Raw genomic sequence first — 18,976 nt, forward strand, 5'->3', positions numbered from 1 at the left:
CCAGGAATTCAACAGGCAAGCGTGCGGACATGCCCCGCCGCACCATAGGAAAGGATCGCGCGGTCGCGTGTGATGATGGTCAGGTCGTGTTCGCGAGCGGTGGCGATCAGGATTCGGTCGATCGGGTCCTTGTGGATGGGATGGGGCAAGATACAGGATGCCATGAAAAGGTCGGCAGTCACCGACTTTTCGGCAACCTCTGTTTCCTGCCTGAAACTGTCGTACCAGCGTTTGGCATCCCTTGTCTCATGGATACGCCCTCGGGCCACCAGCATGGACATTTCCCAAGCCGTGGCAGTGGATACATAAACAGGAATGCCCATGGCTTTGGAGCCGTTGACGGCATCGGCAGCCCTGGCGGCGAGGAGTTCGTTGTGGGTCATCCATATGACCGCACATGTGTCGAGCAGATAGGACTCACTCATTGTAGAGCTTCTCGCCCCATTCATAATCCCAGTCCATCGGCGCCGTCAGGTCGACGCCGGGCATGACCGTGATCGTTCCCTTCATGCTGCCGAATATGGGATGCAGTTCGATCAGCGTACCGTCCTCCCGCTCCATCCAGCGCTTGCCTTCCTTGTAGATGATGTCGTCTTCCGTGAACATCTTCTCGGATGGATCGGGCATAGGGGAACCGCCCTCCGCCAGATAGGCGTCCTGCTTCTTTTCGGCAAAACCATAGGCCCCACCCTCCCCTCTACGGTGAATAGCAACCACGTCCAGAGGAATACCAAGAAAGGCCGAAACCCCGTCCTGCTCGTCCGCGCTCATCTTTCGCTCGCCTTTGAGCATGCGGGAAACTGAGCTTGGGTCGAGCTTCAGGAACCTGGCAAGTTCGACATTGGACGACCCCATCTCCTTCAGCTTTTCGTAGAACCAGTCGCTGTCGATCTCAGCCATGACATCAGCCCTCAATGAACCAATTCAACCTAGCCGATTATTGATTAAATCTCAACAACCGAAAGATCGATTGCGATTATCTCAAGCTCTCTCGAAACCGCGTGCCACTTCCCAGTCGGTCACGCGACGGTCGTATTCCTCCTGCTCCCACTGGCCGGCACGGACATAGTGGTCGATGACATCGTTGCCGAAGGCGGAGCGCAGCAGTTCCGAGCCGTCCATGAGCTCGATCGCGTCACGCAGCGTTCGCGGGATTTCCCGAACACCCTTGCCGCCATAGGCGTCACCGACGAAAGCGGGTTCCAGCGCCATCTTCTTCTCGATCCCGTCGATGCCCGCCGCAATCAGTGCCGCCATGGCGAGATAGGGGTTGAGGTCGGAACCGCCGACGCGGCATTCGATGCGAATCCCCTTGCTGGCCTCGCCACAGAGACGGTAGCCCGCGGTGCGGTTGTCTTTCGACCAGACGGCCTTGGTCGGCGCGAACGTGCCAGCCATGAAACGCTTGTAGGAATTGATGTAGGGCGCCAGGAAGAAAGTGATCTCGCCAGCATGGCTAAGCAGCCCGGCGACGTAGTGTCTCATCAGTTCCGACATGCCGTGCTCGCCGTCCTCGTCGAAGAACAGCGGGGTCTTGCCGTCGGCGCTCCACAGCGACTGGTGGATATGCGACGAACTGCCGGCGGCCGCATAGTTCCACTTGGCGAGGAAGGTGATCGCCTTGCCCTTGCCCCAGGCGATTTCCTTGGCCGCATTCTTGATGATCACGTGCCGGTCGGCCATGGTCAGCGCGTCGGCGTAACGAACGTTGATCTCCTCCTGGCCGGCAGACGCCTCGCCCTTGGAATTCTCCACCGGAATGCCGGCGCCCTGCAGCCCGGTGCGGATCGCCCGCATCACCTCCTCTTCCTTGGTGGTCTGGAAGATGTGGTAATCCTCGTTGTAGCCGCTCGCCAGTTTGAGGTTGCGGTAGCCGCTTTCGCGGGCCTGGTCGTAGGTCTGGTCGAACAGGAAGAATTCGAGTTCCGTCGCCATGAAGGCGCTCATGCCCATGTCCGCAAGCCGCTGGACCTGCCTCTTGAGAATGGCGCGTGGCGAATGCGGCACTTCCGCATGGGTGTGGTGGTCGAGCACATCGCAGAGAACCAGCGCCGTGCCTTCGAGCCAGGGCAATTTCCGCAATGTCGAGAGGTCCGGCTTCATCGTATAGTCGCCGTAGCCCTGTTCCCAGCTCGTCGCCTTGTAACCGGAGATGGTCTCCATCTCGATATCCGTCGCCAGCAGATAGTTGCAGCTATGGGTCTCCTTATAGGCGCTCTCGACGAAATATTCCGCCTGGAACCGCTTGCCCATCAGGCGGCCCTGCATATCCACCTGGGCGGCGATGATCGTATCGATGCGGCCGTCGGCGACATCGCGTTTCAGATCGTCGAAAGAGTAAATCGGGGTCATGCCTCACATCCGTTTCAAAAGGGTGAACCGCCACAACCCTGCGAAGGTCGTGGCGGCGGGATCATTGGGCCGTCAGCCCGGTCGCGCTTACGTTTCTCCGACAGCCGCTTCCGCAGCAGCGATCTCGGCCTGCCGCTTGGCGATGGCATCGCCGATCGGCGGCCCCATGAAGCGGCGGTTCTCGAAGGCGAACCAGACGATTCCGGTCAGCACCAGGAAACCGACGGTGATTTCGAGCGCCCAGTCGTTCGGCGGCTGGATACCGATGAAGAAGATGACGATCATCAAGATGATCGCCAGGACGGCGACCAGCCTGTAGACCGGAATACCCATGTTCCAAGGTCCCATATTCGGCCATTTCGCCGTGCCGATCGTGAACAGCCCGAGCGCGATCGGCAGGGCGAAGGACAGGAACAGGAAGATGACCGTGCAGGACACCACGATCGAATAGGCCGGCGTGCCGGCAATGGTGATCGCCGAGGTGAACCAGACGAACAGGACGGCGAGGATGGAGCCGGTCCAGATCGCCGCGACGGGCGAACGGTATTTCGGGCTGACCTTGGCCAGCACCGACGACGCAGGCAGGCCCTTGTCGCGCGAGAAGGCGAAGATCATCCGCGATAGCGAGGTGACGGTAGCCAGTCCGCAAAGCAGCTGAGAAATGAAGATCAGGAAATACAGGATGCTCTTCACGGTCGGGTTCATCTGCGCGTCCATCGCCCAGAAGAACACGTTCCAGCCCTGCTTGGCCGCATCGTCCATGTTGGGGATCATCAGTACGAAGGCGCACAGCATGATGTAGCCGAACACGGCGGACCACACGACGGCGGAGACCATGCCGCGCGGCACCGATTCCGCCGCCTTGACGGTTTCCTCGGATGTATGGGCCGAGGCGTCATAACCGGTGATCGTATAGATCGGCAGGAGCAGGCCGAGAAGGAATGCCATTACGCCGGAAACGCTGTTCGGCCAGACGAGCGCCGCCCCTTCCGTGCCGGTATAGTTGGCGAAGGTGAAGAGCCGCGCGAAATCGAAGCCCGGGGCTGCGATAAGGCACGCGATCGTCAGGAGGATCGCGGTCGCGAAGATCAGATAGCCGGAAAAGTCGGTGAGCTTAGCCGTCAGACCTATGCCGAAATGATTGATGCCGGCCTGCAGCCCGGTGATGAGGGCAACGAAAACCACGCGGTGCGTTAGCGTATCCTCGATGCCGAAAGCCGGCCCGAAGGCGCCGAAGAAGAAATAGAATGTCCCGACATTGATGGCGCCGAGCACGGTGACGAGGCCGAGCAGGTTGAGCCAGGCGGAAAGCCAGCCGGTGAAGCGGTTGCCGAGGATCGATCCCCAGTGATAGAGGCCGCCCGCCGTCGGATAGGCCGAGCCGATCTGCGCGAGCCCGAGCGCGAAGATGCCGGAAATCAGGCAGCCGAGCGGCCAGCCGATGCCGATTGCCGCGCCACCAGCGCCGGCGGTCGCCTGGCCCAGCGAGTTGATGCCGCCGGAGAGAATGCAGATGATGGAAAACGAAATTGCAAAGTTGGAAAACGAGCTCATGCGGCGCTCGAGTTCCTGCGCATAGCCCATGGAATGCAGGATATGAATATCCTGCTTTTTGTCGCCTTCGGTATACTCGGACATGACTTCCCCCTGTTGGCAGAAAGACCGCGCCATGCGGCCATCCGGTTTGTCCTTCCCGCGGCAATCCACCGCGGGCATGCGAGCTGCTGCTCCCCGGGTCTTATCTTTGGATGTCTGCGAGGCTTTCCCGCAGCAATCCTGTCAGAAAATCGGCCACGACCCCCTGGCCGGTTTCGTCTGTTATGAGATCGTTCCTGATTTCAATCATCACGTTGAGAAGCCCTGCCGGCAAGGCGTGGACCTCCAGCGTATGCGTCACGCCGTCCGCCGGCCCGTAAGGCTCGTTGCGCTCGACGCGGTAGAGATGCGTATCGGATGCGGCCTGCAACATCCGGTCGGCAAGCCGGCTATCGGTATCGTGAAGCACGCCGATCTCAACCGGCCGCTCCTTCCCGAAATAGACCGGCGTGAAGCTGTGAATGGTGACCAGCACCGTCTTCTGCCCCCTTGCCCGGCGCGCCGCGATCTCCTCGCGTATGCGGCCGTGGAACGGCATGTAGAGCGCCGTGGTCCGACGGGATTTCTCTGCCTCGGACAGGTTCTCGTTGCCGGGGATCCGGAAGATCTCGGACACGTCGCGGATGGCAGCAGGTGATTCCGGCGGCCGGTTGCAGTCGTAGATAAGGCGCGAAAACCGCTGGTGGATCAGCGTCGCGCCGAGGCTCTTCGACATCAGCCGGGAGACTGCAAGCGCCCCCGGATCCCAGGCGATATGCGAGGCAAGCGCATCCTTCGAAAGCCCGAGATCGCCGTAACGTTCCGGCAGGCGCCGCGAGGCATGTTCGCAGACGAGAAGCACCTCTCCGCGGCCGCCGGCATTGTCCACGGCAACGGGCTCGCCATCCGCCTCCGAGAAGAATTCCGACTGGACCAGCATGAACGCGTTCCGGGAAAAATTGTTTAAATTGGATTAAGAAGAGAATTCTTCACTTTCCGGCTGCCGTCAACGTGATTCTGAAAATTTCTCTTCAAAGGCACCGTTGACTTCTCCGCAGAAACGATTGTTAATCTTTTCTATAACCGGCGAAGACCGGAGGGAACAGCTTTAGTGCCACCAACTGCGCGCACCGTATCCGATGTCATTCGTGTTCGTTACGACAGCCTTACGCGTGCGGAAAAACAGTTGGCGGACAGCCTATTGGAGAACTATCCGGTGTCGGGGCTCGGCAGCATCACTGTGATCGCGGAGAATGCCGGCGTTTCCACGCCGACGGTTGCGCGCATGGTGCAGAAGCTTGGCTACAAGGGTTATCCGGAATTTCAGTCGCATCTGCACCACGAGCTGGAGGCAACGATCTCCAACCCGATCGCCAAGCATGACCGCTGGGCGTCCAATGCGCCTGGCACCCATATTCTCAACCGTTTCGCCGACGCGATCACCGCCAATCTGCGCGATACGCTTTCCGCTCTCGACACCACGACCTTTGAAGGTGCGGCTGCACTTCTGCGTGATCGCGACCGCAGCATCTATTTCGTCGGCGGCCGCATTACCGGGGCACTGGCAGAGTACTTCTTCACGCATATGCAGGTCATCCGCCCCAGGACGACCTTGATCTCAACCAATTCCAGTTCCTGGCCGCAGCATGTTCTCAACATGAGCGCCGGCGACGTACTGGTGATCTTCGACATCCGCCGCTACGAGCAGGAGATGGCGACGCTGGCGGAGGCCGCACGGGCCAACGGCGTCGTCATCATCTTGTTGACCGACGTCTGGGCCTCGCCCGTTGCCAAACATGCGCAGCATACATTCAAGGTGCGGATCGAAGCGCCGTCGGCCTGGGACAGCTCCGTCATTACTCTCTTCGTCGTCGAGGCGCTGATCGAGGCGGTCCAGAGCGCGACCTGGGAGGAGACCCGCGAACGCATGAACTCTCTGGAAGGTCTTTTCGAGCGGACGATGCTGTTCCGCCGGCCGGGCCGCCAGAGCCGTCCCGACTGACTTGTCGGGGTTAAGAAATATGCCGGCAATCCGGGAACAACATGAGCAAATGCTCATCCTCCGGGCTGTCACATACGATACATGAACTGGCTCTACGAGTCGCGCCGAAACGATCCGGACTACACGACCTGAACCCTCAAGGAGGATACCGTGCTCAACAAGACCCAACGTCTTCTTTCCCTGACGACCGCCCTCGTCATCGCCTCCACCGCCATCGCCGCCGCCGAGCCGAGCGCCGAGCTGATCGCAGCCGCCAAGAAGGAAGGCACGCTGACCACGATCGCCCTGCCCCATAGCTGGTGCGGTTACGGCGACGTCATCGCCGGCTTCAAGGCGAAGTACGGCCTCGAAGTCAACGAACTGAACCCGGATGCCGGTTCGGGCGACGAAATCGAAGCGATCAAGGCCAACAAGGGCAACAAAGGCCCGCAGGCTCCCGACGTCATCGACGTCGGCCTGTCGTTCGGCCCGTCCGCCAAGACCGAAGGCCTGATCCAGCCCTATAAGGTCTCCACCTGGGATTCGATCCCGGCCGACGCCAAGGATGCAGACGGCTACTGGTACGGCGACTATTACGGCGTTCTGGCCTTCCTGGTAAACAAGGACCTCGTCAAGACCTCGCCGAAGGACTGGCCTGATCTCCTGAAGTCAGACTACGCCAATGCCGTCGCGCTCGCCGGCGACCCGCGCAGCGCCAACCAGGCCGTCCAGGGCGTTTTCGCCGCCGGCCTTTCCGGCGCCAAGGGCGACTCAGCCAAGGCCGGCGACGAAGGCCTGAAGTTCTTCGCCGAACTCAACAAGAAGGGCAATTTCGTTCCGGTCACCGGCAAGGCCGCGCCGTTCGCGCAAGGGACGACGCCGATCATCATCGCCTGGGACTATAATGCCCTGTCCTGGGGACAAAGCCTGAAGGGCAACCCGCCCTTCGAGGTCGTGGTTCCGGCAAGCGGCGTCGTCGCAGGCGTCTACGTCCAGGCGATCTCCGCCTTCGCGCCGCATCCGAACGCTGCGAAGCTGTGGATGGAATACCTCTATTCCGACGAAGGTCAGCTCGGCTGGCTGAAGGGATATTGCCACCCGATCCGCTTCAACGACCTTGCCAAGAACAACAAGATCCCGAAGAACCTGCTCGACGCCCTGCCCCCGGCAGCGGCCTACGAGAAGGCCGTATTCCCGACGCTCGCCCAGCAGGCCGCCGCCAAGGAAACCATCACCAAGAAATGGGATAGCGTGGTCGGCGCCAACGTCGCAAAGTAATCGGAACAAGACTGACCTCCCGCGCCACCCGGCGCGGGAGTTTTCCCGTTTTTCCCTGGATGGCCAGCATTCATGACCACCGCTTCCACGTCATTCATCGATCGCCGGACAGTCATCGACTGGCTCGGCATCGTGCCGTTCATGGTGTTTGCACTCGCCTTCCTGATTGTTCCGACGCTCTATCTGATCGTCGGCGCCTTCTTCAATCCGGCCGGCGAATTCACGTTTCAGAACATTGTCGATCTCTTTTCGCCTTCCATCCTCGGCGCCTACTGGATCAGTATCCGGGTATCCGTCGCGTCCGCGCTCGGCGGCGCATTGATCGGCTTTTTCCTCGCCTGGGCTGTCGTGCTGGGCGGCGTGCCGTCCTGGATACGCTCCAGCCTGCTGACATTTTCGGGCGTTGCCTCGAATTTCGCCGGCGTTCCGCTCGCCTTCGCCTTTCTGGCGACGCTCGGCCGGACCGGGCTCGTCACCGTCTTGATGCGTGACTGGCTGGGCTTCAATCTCTATTCGACAGGCTTCAACCTCCTCTCGTTCTTCGGCCTGACGATCACTTACATGTTCTTCCAGATCCCGCTGATGGTGCTGATCCTCACCCCCGCGCTCGACGGGTTGAAAAAGGAATGGCGCGAAGCATCCGAGATCCTCGGCGCGTCCAGCTGGCAATATTGGCGCATGGTGGTGCTGCCGATCCTCTGGCCGAGCCTGATGGGCGCCACGCTTCTCCTTTTCGCCAACGCGTTTGGCGCAATCGCCACCGCCTTTGCGCTGACCGGTGCCTCGCTCAACATCGTGCCGATCCTGCTCTACGCCCAGATCCGCGGCGACGTGCTGCATAATCCGAACCTCGGCTATGCGCTTGCTCTCGGCATGATCGTCATCACCGGCATTTCCAACATCCTCTACATCTGGCTGCGCACCCGCGCCGAACGGTGGCAGAAATGAAGGCGCACAAGATCTTTGCCTGGCTCGCGATCGCCATCGGCGCCATCTATTTCTTCGTGCCCCTGATCGGCACGTTCGAGTTCTCGCTGCGCATGCGGCGCGGCGTCTATTCCTTCGACGCCTATCAGTCGGTCTTCACCGACGCCCAGTTCCGCGCGACCTTCGGCTTCTCCATGCTGATGGCAATGGTGACGATCGTCGTCGGCATGCTGCTCATCGTGCCGACTGCCTATTGGGTGCGGCTGCGGCTTCCGCAGATGCGGCCGGTCGTCGAATTCATCACGCTTCTGCCGCTCGTCATTCCGGCGATCGTCATCGTGTTCGGCTACCTGCGCCTCTACAATTCCTCGTCCTGGATCCCGTTCACGGGCTCGACGCAGGGCACCAACATCCTGCTGACCTTCTCCTACGTGACGCTGGCGCTCCCCTACATGTACCGTTCGGTCGACACGGCCATGCGGACCATCGATGTGCGGACGCTGACGGAGGCCGCCGAAATCCTCGGCGCCAAGTGGCCGACGATCATGTTCCGCTGCATTTTCCCGAACGTCATGTCGGGCGTGCTCTCGGGCGCCTTCATCACGTTTGCGATCGTCATGGGCGAATTCACCATGGCGGCCCTTCTCAACCGTCCGGCCTTCGGTCCCTACCTCCAGCTCGTCGGCGCCAACAAGGCCTACGAGCCTTCGGCGCTCGCCGTCATCGCCTTTGCGATCACCTGGCTCTCCATGGGTCTGATCCAGCTCGTTTCCCGCTTCAGCAAATTGACGCCTTCCAGGCCTTAAGGAATTTTTATGTCGTTCCTCGTTCTCGACAGTATCAAGAAGAGTTTCGGCCAGACCCAGGTCGTCAAGGACTTCAACATGTCCATCGAGAAGGGCGAATTCGTCTCCTTTCTCGGACCGTCGGGCTGCGGCAAGACGACCGTGCTGCGCATGATTGCCGGCTTCGAAAGCCCGAGCGATGGCGCCATTTCGATCAACGGCAAAAACCAGAACACGCTGAAGACCAACCAGCGCAATATCGGCATGGTCTTCCAGGCCTATGCGCTGTTTCCCAACATGAACGTCTTCGACAACGTCGCCTTCGGTTTGAAGGTGGCCGGCAAGTCCAAGACGGAGATCGAAACGCGCGTCAAGGAAATGCTGAAACTGATCAGCCTCGACCATCTGGCCGACCGCTACCCCTACCAGATGTCCGGCGGCCAGCAGCAGCGCGTGGCGCTCGCCCGCGCGCTTGCGCCGAAGCCGCAGGTCCTGCTGCTCGACGAGCCGCTGTCGGCGCTCGATGCCAAGATCCGTGTTTCATTGCGCGAAGAGATCCGTGAAATCCAGCGCCAGCTCGGCATCACCACCGTCTTCGTGACGCACGACCAGGAGGAGGCCCTGTCGATCTCCGACCGCGTCGTCGTCATGAATGCCGGCCGCGCCGACCAGATCGGCACGCCGTCGGAAATCTACAATCGTCCGACTACCCGCTTCGTCGCCTCCTTCGTCGGCACGCTCAACATCATCGAAGCGACCGTCATCGATCCGGCCGCCAATACCGTCAAGGTCGGCGAAAACACCATCCGGTTGCGGGAATCGATCGGTGCCCTGAAGGGCGGTGACAAGCTGTCGATCGCGCTGCGCCCGGAAGCCGGTTCGCTCTTGGAAAACGCCAAGGGCGACACCTCGCTGACCGGCCAGGTGATCTCCTCGCATTTCCTCGGCTCGGTCATCCGCACCAAGCTCGAAGTCGGCGGAAACCAGATTTCCTTCGACATGTTCAATTCGCCGGACGCGGTCCTGCCGCAGTCGGGAGAAACCCTGACGCTGCGCTTCAACGCCCACGATTTCCTGATCATCCGCGACTGATCGCGGAGGACTGACGGTCCGCAGACGAAAACGGCATCCTCGCGGATGCCGTTTTGCATTTGAGCCGTCTCAGGCGGCGGCAATCTCAGGCAGCGTCGTCAACCGCATCCTGAACGGACTTCGGCACGTAGTTGAGGACCGGGCCGAGCCAGCGCTCGATCTCCTCGATCGACATCCCCTTGCGCTTAGCATAATCCTCGACCTGATCCCGCTCGACCTTGGCCACGCCGAAATAATAGGACGCCGGATGGCCGATATAGAGGCCGGAGACCGACGAGCCGGGCCACATCGCATAGCTTTCCGTCAAGACGACGCCGGTCGCCGCTTCCGCGTCAAGCAGCCGGAACAGCGTCGCCTTTTCCGTATGGTCGGGCTGTGCCGGATAACCGGGCGCCGGGCGGATGCCGTGATAGGCCTCGGTGATCAGGTCCTCGGAGGAAAAATTCTCATCCGGCGCATAACCCCAGAACTCCTTGCGGACCCGCTCGTGCATGCATTCGGCAAACGCTTCGGCAAAGCGGTCGGCCAGCGCCTTGACGAGGATCGAGGAGTAGTCGTCGTTCGCCCGTTCGAACCGTTCGGCAATCGCCACTTCCTCGATGCCCGCCGTGACAACGAAACCGCCGACATAGTCGTCGAGACCCGTCGCAACCGGTGCGACGAAATCCGACAGCGCCACGTTCGGTCGGCCGTCCCGCTTCGAAAGCTGCTGACGCAGCGTGAAGAAGGTCGCGAGCTCCTGATTGCGGCTCTCGTCCGCATAGACGCGGATATCGTCGCCGACGGCGTTAGCCGGCCAGAAGCCGATCACCGCCCGGGGCCGGAACCATTTTTCCGCAATGATCTTGTCGAGCATGGCCTGGGCGTCCGCATAAAGCTGGCGTGCCGCCTCGCCCTGTTTCTCGTCTTCGAGGATAGCCGGGAAACGGCCCTTCAGTTCCCAAGTCTGGAAGAACGGGGTCCAGTCGATATATCTCGCCAGTTCCGCGAGATCGTAGGTCTCGAACACTTTCGTGCCGGTGAACTGCGGCTTCTTGGGCTGGTACGACGACCAGTCGACCTTCTCGGCATTGGCCCGCGCACGGGCGATCGGCAGACGGGTCTTTTCCGCCTCGGAGCGGGCATGTGCGGCGGCAACCTTGGCGTATTCTGCCTGTACGGTGCTGATATAACCCGCCTTTGCATCCTCCGAGAGAAGCGACGACACCACGCCGACTGCACGGCTGGCATCGGTCACGTAAATCGCCTGGCCGCGATCGTAGCGCGGATGGATCTTGACCGCCGTGTGGACGCGGCTGGTCGTAGCCCCGCCGATCAAGAGCGGAATGTCGAATCCCTGCCGCTCCATTTCGGCAGCCACATGCACCATCTCGTCGAGCGACGGGGTGATCAGGCCGGAAAGCCCGATGATATCGACCTTCTCGGCAATCGCCGTCTCCAGGATTTTTGTCGAGGGCACCATGACGCCGAGATCGATGATCTCGTAATTGTTGCAGGCGAGCACGACCCCGACGATGTTCTTGCCGATATCGTGGACGTCACCCTTGACGGTCGCCATCAGCACCTTGCCGGCGGACTTCTTCTGGTCCCCGCCGTTCAGGCGCTTTTCCTCTTCCATGTAGGGCAGTAGCACGGCCACAGCCTGCTTCATGACGCGGGCGGATTTCACCACCTGCGGCAGGAACATTTTTCCGGAGCCGAAGAGGTCGCCGACCACGTTCATACCCGCCATCAGCGGACCCTCGATGACATGCAGGGGCCGTTCCGCATTCTGGCGGGCCTCTTCCGTGTCAATGTCGATGAACTCGTTGATGCCGTTGACGAGCGCATGCGAAAGGCGCTTCTCCACCGGCCATTCGCGCCAGGCGAGATCTCTCTCCTTGGCTTCCTTGGCCCCAGTCCCGCGATAACGCTCGGCGATGTCGAGCATCCGTTCCGTCGCATCGTCGCGGCGGTTGAGCACGACGTCCTCGCAGGCCTCGCGCAGTTCCGGATCGATGTTCTCGTAGATCGCCAGCTGGCCGGCATTGACGATGCCCATGTCCATGCCCGCCTGGATGGCGTGATAGAGGAACACCGCATGCATCGCCTCGCGCACCGGCTCGTTGCCGCGGAACGAGAAGGACAGGTTCGAAACGCCACCCGAGACATGCACGAGCGGCATGCGCTCGCGGATCGTCTTCGTCGCCTGGATGAAGGCGAGCCCGTAGCCGTTATGCTCCTCGATACCCGTCGCCACCGCAAAGATGTTCGGGTCGAAGATGATGTCTTCCGGCGGGAAATCCGCTTCCTCGGTCAAGAGCTTGTAGGCGCGTTCGCAGATCGCCACCTTGCGCTCGTAGGTATCCGCCTGCCCCTGCTCGTCGAAGGCCATGACAACGACCGCGGCGCCGTAATTGCGCAGCAGCTTGGCCTGGGCGATGAACTTTTCCTCGCCCTCCTTCATCGAGATCGAGTTGACGACCGGCTTGCCCTGCACGCATTTCAGGCCTGCTTCCATGATCTCGAACTTCGACGAGTCGAGCATGATCGGCACCCGGGCGATATCCGGTTCGGCAGCGATCAGATTGACGAATTCGACCATCGCCCGCTGCGAGTCGATCAGGCCTTCGTCCATGTTGATGTCGATGACCGAAGCGCCGTTTTCCACCTGGTCGCGGGCAATCGCGAGTGCTGCGGTAAAATCGCCAGCGGTGATCAGCTTGCGGAATTTCGCCGAACCGGTGACGTTGGTGCGCTCGCCGACGTTGACGAACGGCACGTCCTTGGTGAACTCGAAGGGTTCGAGGCCCGCAAGCGACATGAACGGCCGGTGTTCCGGCACCTCGCGCGGCTTGAACGGCGCGACCGCCTCGGCAATCGCGCGGATATGCTCCGGCGTCGATCCGCAGCAGCCGCCGACGACGTTGACCAGGCCTTCCTCGGCAAAGCCTTTGATCTGGCGGGCCATGTCGTCCGGCGATTCGTCATAGCCGCCGAACGAATTCGGCAGGCCGGCATTCGGATAGGCGGAGATGAACGTGTCGGCGACGCCCGAAAGTTCCTGCAGGTGCGGCCGCATCGCATCGGCGCCGAGCGCACAGTTGAGGCCGACGGTGAAGGGCTTCGAATGACGGATGGAGGACCAGAAGGCCGACGGCGTCTGGCCGGACAGCGTGCGGCCGGAAAGGTCGGTGATCGTGCCGGAGATCATCACCGGCAGGCGGATGCCCTTGGCCTCGAAGCGTTCGGCACAGGCAAAGATCGCTGCCTTGGCGTTCAGCGTATCGAAGATCGTCTCGATCAGGATGATGTCGGCGCCGCCGTCGATCAGGCCGTCGAGCTGTTCGCCATAGGCGATGCGCAAGTCGTCGAATGTCACCGCCCGGTAACCGGGGTTGTTGACATCGGGCGAGATGGAGGCGGTACGGTTGGTCGGACCGATGGCGCCGGCGACGAACCGGCGACGACCGTCTTCCTTCTGTGCCCTGAGCGCTGCCCGCCGGGCCAGCCGCGCGCCGTCACGGTTCAGGTCGTAGACCGCGTTCTCCATCTGGTAATCGGCCTGGGCGATGCGGGTCGAGGAGAATGTATTCGTCTCGATGATATCGGCGCCGGCCTTGGCATAACGGTAATGGATTTCCTCGACCGCCTGGGGCTGCGAGAGAATCAGAAGGTCGTTATTGCCCTGCTGGTGACACGCGCATCCGGCGAACCGATCGCCGCGAAAATGGCCTTCGTCGAAACCCAGGCCCTGGATTTCCGTGCCCATCGCACCGTCGAGGATGAGGATGCGCTCACGAGCCGCGGCCTTGAGTGCCGAGAGAATCTCCGCGCCATCGCGAGCGGCGGCCTCGGGACCAAAGAGTTCGTCGAACATGGCACTGCCCTTCATCGTTTCCGGATCACTCAATAACCGCATAAAGATATGTTTATGTCAATATATAACCGTCATATCATGCGATATAAGCTGATGGCGGTCGGACGGAGAATAGTCGATGACATGAAACCGGCCGGGCGTTATAGGCGTTCTGATCCCAATGCCCCGCCATAGCGATTCCGAGGTTTTCATGAGCGACACCGGTCAGACAGAAGCCAAGTGGGCAAGCCTTCCCTATCATCGTCGCTGGCTCCTGAATGAGGCCGACGGGCTTTTCAATTTTTTCCAGTACCGGGCGATGAACCCAAAGGGCGGTTTCTTCGATCTCGACGACCAGGGTTCGCCGATCGGCGGCGCCAATCCGACGCGCGGCATCCATGCCTCGGCGCGCATGGTGCACTGCTTCTCGATCGCCTACCTGCTCGGCCGTCCCGGCTCGGGTGACATCATCGACCACGGCATGCGCACCCTCTGGGAGCGTCATCGCGATACCGAATATGGCGGCTATTTCTGGCAGGTCAATGATGACGGAGCAGCCGATTCCGCCAAACAGGGCTACGGCCATGCCTTCGTGCTGCTTGCCGCCTCCTCCGCCAAGGTCGCCGGCCACCCCCTCGCCGACCGGATGCTAGCTGACATCACCGAGGTTCTGGAGACCCAGTTCTGGGAGCCGCGTCACGGCGCGATTATGGAAGAATTCAATCGCGACTGGTCGCCGATCGATGGCGGCGGCTATCGCGGCCAGAATTCCAACATGCACCTCACCGAAGCGCTGATGGCCGCATACGAAGCGACCGGCGAGAAGGCCTATCTCGACAAGGCGGAAAGCATTGCCGACCTCGTCATCCGCCGCTCCGCCGGCAGCGTCGGTTTCCGGGTCGCCGAACATTTCGATCCGGAATGGACGATCGACAAGGACTACTACCATCCCGACGAGATGTTCCGCCCCGCCGGCACCACGCCCGGCCACTGGCTGGAATGGTCGCGCCTGCTGCTGCAGCTCTGGACGCTCGGCGATAAAAAGCACGGCTGGATGCCGGACGCTGCGAAATCGCTGTTTGTCCAGTCCATGTCACTCGGCTGGGACAAACAGAAGGGCGGCTTCTTCTATACGCTCGACTGGAACGACAAGCCCGCCAAGACCAACAAGCTCTGGTGGCCGATGTGCGAGGCAGCGGGCGCCGCGCATTTCCTCAACGAGCATCTGCCTGCCGACAATTTCCACGAGGACAGCTACCGGCTGATCTGGGGCACGATCGCCAACCGTTTTATCGATCACAAAAACGGCGGCTGGCACGAGGAACTGACCGAGGATCTCGTCCCGGCCCACACTCTCTTCCCCGGCAAGGGCGACATCTACCATGCCCTGCAGGCCTGCCTCATTCCGCTTTTCCCCGCGAACGGCAGCCTGACGAAAGTCATCGTCGAGGCCGAAGGGCGTATCTGAGGGTTTTCGCCGCAACGTCACCCGCCGGTGACGGAACTATCCAAGCCCGCGCCAGTTTCCGATGTCATGTCACTGTGACATCGGAAGTTCGCGACCATGCTCAATACGCTTGCCGAAGAGTTTTCGCACGAGGCGCCCGTTGCGATCGAGGTGCTCCTGGTCAGATTGATCGGCGCGGCTGTTCTCTGCGGCTTTATCGGCCTCGAACGGGAGTTGCGCAACAATTCCGCCGGCCTGCGCACCAACATGCTGATCGGTCTCGCCGCCGCCGTCTTCACGCTGGCAGGCCTGCAGATCATGCATGAATTCGGCAACCAGCCCAATACGGTCCAGATCGACCCGATCCGCCTCATCGAGGCGGTCACCGCCGGCATTGCTTTTCTCGCCGCCGGCGTCGTCTTCCAGATGCGCGGCGATGTGAAGGGCCTGACGACAGGCGCCAGCATGTGGCTGTCCGGCGCGATCGGGCTCTGCGTCGGCCTCGGCATGTGGATCGTTGCCGTGGCGGCGACCGGCGCCGGCATCCTCATCCTCTGGCTGCTGCGCAAGACTAAAGTGGCCGCGGGCATGAAGGACGAATAGCGGCCCGCCCGCGGGAAAGGATTGGCTCAGCCCGCCGTGCGTGGCGCCACCATTGCCCGGATACGGCTCGTCAACTGCTCGTAATCGTAGGGCTTGGTAATGAGCGCCGTATCGCCGAGCCCCTCCGATCCCGGCACGTTGCGGTCGCCGGTCGCGAAGATCACCGGCAGGTCGGGGAGCGTTTCGCGCAATTTCAGGGCGAGCTGCAATCCGCTCATTTCCGGCAGATGCACATCGGTGACGAGGATGTCGATCGGATCGCTGCCGGCCGCGGCAAGCGCTTCGGAAGCCGATCCGGCCTCGATCACGGTCATGCCCGCATCCTGCAGGAAATCGGCCGTCGAGATCCGGATCAGCGCCTCGTCCTCGACAAGCAGGACGGCTATCGGCAGATCCGGCGCCGACGGTTGTTCGACGGCAGGCTTGGCCGAAGCCGCCTCCGAAGGGCTTTCCGGTAAACCCGCCGGCGGCGGAGCCTGCCGGTTCTGATCGATCACCTGGCGGATCTTTCGGGCGAGCGCCTCCCGCGTATAGGGCTTGCTCAGCAGGTTGACGCCCGGGTCGAGCCGCCCGCCATGGACGATGGAATTTTCGGTGTAGCCCGAGGTGAACAGCACGCCGAGATGCGGCAGCCGCTCCTTGGCCCTCTTGGCGAGATCGCTGCTCTTCAGCCGCCCCGGCATCACCACGTCGGTGAACAGGCAGTCGATCGGCACGCCGCTTTCGACGATCGCAAGCCCGCTGTCGGCATCCTTGGCCCGCAGGACCCGGTAGCCGAGTTCAACAAGCAGGCTGACGGTGATTTCCCGCACCGCTTCGTCGTCTTCGACGACCAGGATCGTCTCGTGACCGCCAAAGGCAGTACTACCGGCATTTTCGGCGACCAAATCCTCGTCCTCCATCGATCGCGGAAGATAGATCGTCACGGTGGTGCCATTTCCCGGCTCGCTGTAGATGCGGATATGCCCCCCCGACTGTTTGACGAAACCGTAGACCATCGACAGGCCGAGCCCTGTCCCCTTGCCTTCCGGCTTGGTGGTGAAGAAAGGATCGAAAACCTTGTCCAGGATGTCGGCCGTCATGCCCGTACCGGTATCGGTGACGGCAAGCATCACGTATTGGCCGGTCTCGATGTCGAACGTGCGGCGCGCATACTCGTCGTCGAGGTAGGCGTTGCCGAGTTCGATCGTCAGCTTGCCCTGCCCGTTCATTGCATCGCGTGCGTTGATCGCAAGGTTGAGGAGTGCATTTTCGACATTGCTCGGATCGACCAGCGTGTTCCACAGCTCGCTTCCGACGATCGTGTCGATCTCGATCGCTTCGCCGAGGCTGCGCCTCAGGAGATGATCCATCTCCCGGATCAGGCGGCTCAGATTGACCACCTTCGGCGAAAGCGGCTGGCGCCGGCCGAAGGCGAGAAGCTGCGAGGCAAGCCGGGCGCCGCGCGACGCCCCCGCAAGCGCGCTGTTCAACCGCCTTTCGGCCACTTCGTCGCCCACGAATTCCCGGCCGAGAAGCTGAAGGTTGCCGGTAATCACCTGCAGGAGGTTGTTGAAATCATGAGCGATGCCGCCGGCGAGGTTGCCGATCGCCTCCATCTTCTGGCTCTGGCGAAGCACTTCCTGCGTCCGCTCGAGCTCGATCGTTCTTTCCTCGACGCGGTGGCCGAGGGTTTCCGCGAGGCTGGAAAGCTCCGATTCCGTCTTCTTCTGCTCGTCAATATCGGTATTGGTGGCAACCCAGAGCGTGATCTCGCCTTCGGCATTCTTGATCGGCACAGCACGGCTGATGAACCAGCGATAGACGCCGTCGTATCGGCGAAGGCGGATTTCCGTCTCCAGGCGGTCTCCGGTGCGCAAGGCCTCGGCCCAGGCGGCGGCAATCCGAGGGGAATCGTCCGGATGCAGCATCTCGGAGCGCCGCTCACTGTCGAAATAGAAGGACTCCAGGCCGCTATAGGTGAAGATCTGGTCGTTGCACCATTGCATCCGGCCATCCGGCGTCGCCGTCCACACATGTGTCGGCAGGGATTGGGCGAGCGTCCGGAAACGGTCCTCGTTTTCGCGGGCCGCCTCCTGTGCCCGGCGAAGCTCCGTAACGTCCTGGCCCTGCACGAAAATGCCGCTGACCATGCCATCGCGGTCACGGATCGGCTGATAGACGAAATCGAGAAAGCGCTCCTGCGGCTGACCGCTGTCGGAAGGCTGGAGAACGACGCGCGCACCATAGGCGCTATAGGGCATACCGGTCCGGTAAACCTCGTCCAGCAGTTCGTAAAAACCCTGGCCGGCGATATCCGGCAGAGCCTCCCGCACCGTCTTGCCGATCAGATCCTCGCGGCCGACGATCGTCCGGTAGGACCGGTTGACGATCGAGAAAACATGCTCCGGTCCGCGCAGCACGGCCATGAAGCCGGGAGCCTGCTCGAACAGCATGCGCAGATATTCCCGCTCCTCGCCGAGCGCGGCATTCTGCCCCTGGACGGCATCGGCACGGCGCATCAAATCCGTATGAACCCTGAGGACGCCGTCGCCCGCGAACCGGCCGCGCAGCAGGTGAAGTTCGGTCACATCCACCGTATGCTGCAGGATGAAGATCAGCCGCCCCGCCTCGTCCTTGATCGGCGTATGGGTTGCGCTCCAGTAACGATCCTCAAGTTCTCCATCGGGACCTGGAATCGGATAGGGGAGGAGCGGCAGGTGATCCACCTCTCCGGTGGAAAGCACTTTGGCGAAGGATTGGCGCAGCAGCCGGCCGGGGACCGAGCCCGGTTCGCTTGGAAACGCGTCGAACATGGTATTGCCGACAAGCTCTTCGCGGCTACGCCCCGTCACCGCCAGATAAGCGTCGTTCATTCCGACAAGCCGCAATTCCCGGTCGAATATGACATAGGGATTGGGCGAGAGATTGAACAACTGATTCAGATCGATTTCGGAAAGCTCCGTCAGTCTGAACATGCGCCGTCCCTGATGCCAATGCGCCCCCAGTTATAGGGTTTCCGCGATTATTGACAATTGAAATCAAGAGGGGTCCGGAAATCTCCCACGGGATCATCGCAATACGCTAAAAGATATCTAACACCCCGATTTTGCTTCCGG

The 18,976-nt window shown here is 61.4% G+C and carries 14 protein-coding genes; 7 read left to right on the forward strand and 7 right to left on the reverse strand.

The features are described from left to right. Window positions 1–8: 8 nt before the first annotated feature. From ABCW43_RS19255 to ABCW43_RS19275, 5 genes are all read right to left on the reverse strand, one after another. Window positions 9–425, reverse strand: a complete 417-nt coding sequence (locus ABCW43_RS19255) for a type II toxin-antitoxin system VapC family toxin (protein WP_345927355.1) — start codon at window positions 423–425, stop codon at window positions 9–11. After that, complete coding sequence (locus tag ABCW43_RS19260) at window positions 418–900, reverse strand: helix-turn-helix domain-containing protein (protein ID WP_345927357.1); 483 nt, start codon at window positions 898–900, stop codon at window positions 418–420. Before ABCW43_RS19260 ends, ABCW43_RS19255 begins: the two co-directional genes overlap by 8 nt. A gap of 81 nt (window positions 901–981) precedes the next feature. Beyond that, window positions 982–2,352, reverse strand: a complete 1,371-nt coding sequence (locus ABCW43_RS19265; protein ID WP_345927359.1) for a glutamine synthetase family protein — start codon at window positions 2,350–2,352, stop codon at window positions 982–984. Window positions 2,353–2,439: 87 nt separating this feature from the next. After that, a complete protein-coding gene (locus ABCW43_RS19270; protein WP_345927361.1) occupies window positions 2,440–3,990 on the reverse strand; it encodes an amino acid permease in 1,551 nt (516 codons plus the stop codon). A 100-nt stretch (window positions 3,991–4,090) separates the two neighbouring features. Next, window positions 4,091–4,867 (reverse strand): N-formylglutamate amidohydrolase, encoded by a 777-nt coding sequence (locus ABCW43_RS19275; protein ID WP_345927363.1) that lies wholly within the window; start codon window positions 4,865–4,867, stop codon window positions 4,091–4,093. Window positions 4,868–5,038: 171 nt separating this feature from the next. On the opposite strand from ABCW43_RS19275, the gene ABCW43_RS19280 reads away from it, so the two are divergent. From ABCW43_RS19280 to ABCW43_RS19300, 5 genes are all read left to right on the forward strand, one after another. Beyond that, window positions 5,039–5,929 carry a MurR/RpiR family transcriptional regulator gene (locus ABCW43_RS19280; RefSeq protein ID WP_046633455.1) on the forward strand — a complete coding sequence of 297 codons (891 nt, stop codon included), beginning with the start codon at window positions 5,039–5,041 and terminating at the stop codon, window positions 5,927–5,929. Window positions 5,930–6,079: 150 nt separating this feature from the next. Next, window positions 6,080–7,186 carry an ABC transporter substrate-binding protein gene (locus ABCW43_RS19285; protein WP_345927366.1) on the forward strand — a complete coding sequence of 369 codons (1,107 nt, stop codon included), beginning with the start codon at window positions 6,080–6,082 and terminating at the stop codon, window positions 7,184–7,186. Between the two features lie 72 nt (window positions 7,187–7,258). Beyond that, the gene (locus ABCW43_RS19290) at window positions 7,259–8,134 is read left to right on the forward strand and encodes an ABC transporter permease (RefSeq protein WP_345927368.1); all 876 of its coding nucleotides are present in this window, start codon (window positions 7,259–7,261) and stop codon (window positions 8,132–8,134) included. Continuing rightward, complete coding sequence (locus tag ABCW43_RS19295; protein WP_345927370.1) at window positions 8,131–8,919, forward strand: ABC transporter permease; 789 nt, start codon at window positions 8,131–8,133, stop codon at window positions 8,917–8,919. Before ABCW43_RS19290 ends, ABCW43_RS19295 begins: the two co-directional genes overlap by 4 nt. A gap of 9 nt (window positions 8,920–8,928) precedes the next feature. Beyond that, window positions 8,929–9,990: an ABC transporter ATP-binding protein gene (locus tag ABCW43_RS19300; RefSeq protein WP_345927372.1), complete on the forward strand. Its 1,062-nt coding sequence runs from the start codon at window positions 8,929–8,931 to the stop codon at window positions 9,988–9,990. An 85-nt stretch (window positions 9,991–10,075) separates the two neighbouring features. Here the strand turns inward: ABCW43_RS19300 and metH are convergent, their stop codons facing one another. After that, window positions 10,076–13,849 (reverse strand): methionine synthase, encoded by a 3,774-nt coding sequence (gene metH, locus ABCW43_RS19305; protein WP_345927374.1) that lies wholly within the window; start codon window positions 13,847–13,849, stop codon window positions 10,076–10,078. Between the two features lie 190 nt (window positions 13,850–14,039). On the opposite strand from metH, the gene ABCW43_RS19310 reads away from it, so the two are divergent. Both ABCW43_RS19310 and ABCW43_RS19315 read left to right on the forward strand, forming a co-directional pair. Further along, on the forward strand, window positions 14,040–15,296 hold the full coding sequence (locus tag ABCW43_RS19310; protein WP_345927376.1) for an AGE family epimerase/isomerase: 1,257 nt from the start codon (window positions 14,040–14,042) through the stop codon (window positions 15,294–15,296). 96 nt (window positions 15,297–15,392) lie between these two features. Beyond that, the gene (locus ABCW43_RS19315; RefSeq protein ID WP_345927378.1) at window positions 15,393–15,878 is read left to right on the forward strand and encodes an MgtC/SapB family protein; all 486 of its coding nucleotides are present in this window, start codon (window positions 15,393–15,395) and stop codon (window positions 15,876–15,878) included. A gap of 26 nt (window positions 15,879–15,904) precedes the next feature. Here the strand turns inward: ABCW43_RS19315 and ABCW43_RS19320 are convergent, their stop codons facing one another. Then, on the reverse strand, window positions 15,905–18,835 hold the full coding sequence (locus ABCW43_RS19320; RefSeq protein WP_345927380.1) for a hybrid sensor histidine kinase/response regulator: 2,931 nt from the start codon (window positions 18,833–18,835) through the stop codon (window positions 15,905–15,907). Between the last annotated feature and the right edge of the window lie 141 nt (window positions 18,836–18,976).

The organism is Neorhizobium tunisiense (genome assembly GCF_039631515.1).
Lineage (GTDB): Bacteria > Pseudomonadota > Alphaproteobacteria > Rhizobiales > Rhizobiaceae > Neorhizobium.

Bases quoted from the DNA above. Each gene is read 5' to 3' on its own strand.
- ABCW43_RS19255 (WP_345927355.1), bottom strand. From the start codon at position 425: ATGAGTGAGTCCTATCTGCTCGACACATGTGCGGTCATATGGATGACC.
- ABCW43_RS19260 (WP_345927357.1), bottom strand. From the start codon at position 900: ATGGCTGAGATCGACAGCGACTGGTTCTACGAAAAGCTGAAGGAGATG.
- ABCW43_RS19265 (WP_345927359.1), bottom strand. From the start codon at position 2,352: ATGACCCCGATTTACTCTTTCGACGATCTGAAACGCGATGTCGCCGAC.
- ABCW43_RS19270 (WP_345927361.1), bottom strand. From the start codon at position 3,990: ATGTCCGAGTATACCGAAGGCGACAAAAAGCAGGATATTCATATCCTG.
- ABCW43_RS19275 (WP_345927363.1), bottom strand. From the start codon at position 4,867: ATGCTGGTCCAGTCGGAATTCTTCTCGGAGGCGGATGGCGAGCCCGTT.
- ABCW43_RS19290 (WP_345927368.1), top strand. From the start codon at position 7,259: ATGACCACCGCTTCCACGTCATTCATCGATCGCCGGACAGTCATCGAC.
- ABCW43_RS19295 (WP_345927370.1), top strand. From the start codon at position 8,131: ATGAAGGCGCACAAGATCTTTGCCTGGCTCGCGATCGCCATCGGCGCC.
- ABCW43_RS19300 (WP_345927372.1), top strand. From the start codon at position 8,929: ATGTCGTTCCTCGTTCTCGACAGTATCAAGAAGAGTTTCGGCCAGACC.
- metH (WP_345927374.1), bottom strand. From the start codon at position 13,849: ATGTTCGACGAACTCTTTGGTCCCGAGGCCGCCGCTCGCGATGGCGCG.
- ABCW43_RS19310 (WP_345927376.1), top strand. From the start codon at position 14,040: ATGAGCGACACCGGTCAGACAGAAGCCAAGTGGGCAAGCCTTCCCTAT.
- ABCW43_RS19315 (WP_345927378.1), top strand. From the start codon at position 15,393: ATGCTCAATACGCTTGCCGAAGAGTTTTCGCACGAGGCGCCCGTTGCG.
- ABCW43_RS19320 (WP_345927380.1), bottom strand. From the start codon at position 18,835: ATGTTCAGACTGACGGAGCTTTCCGAAATCGATCTGAATCAGTTGTTC.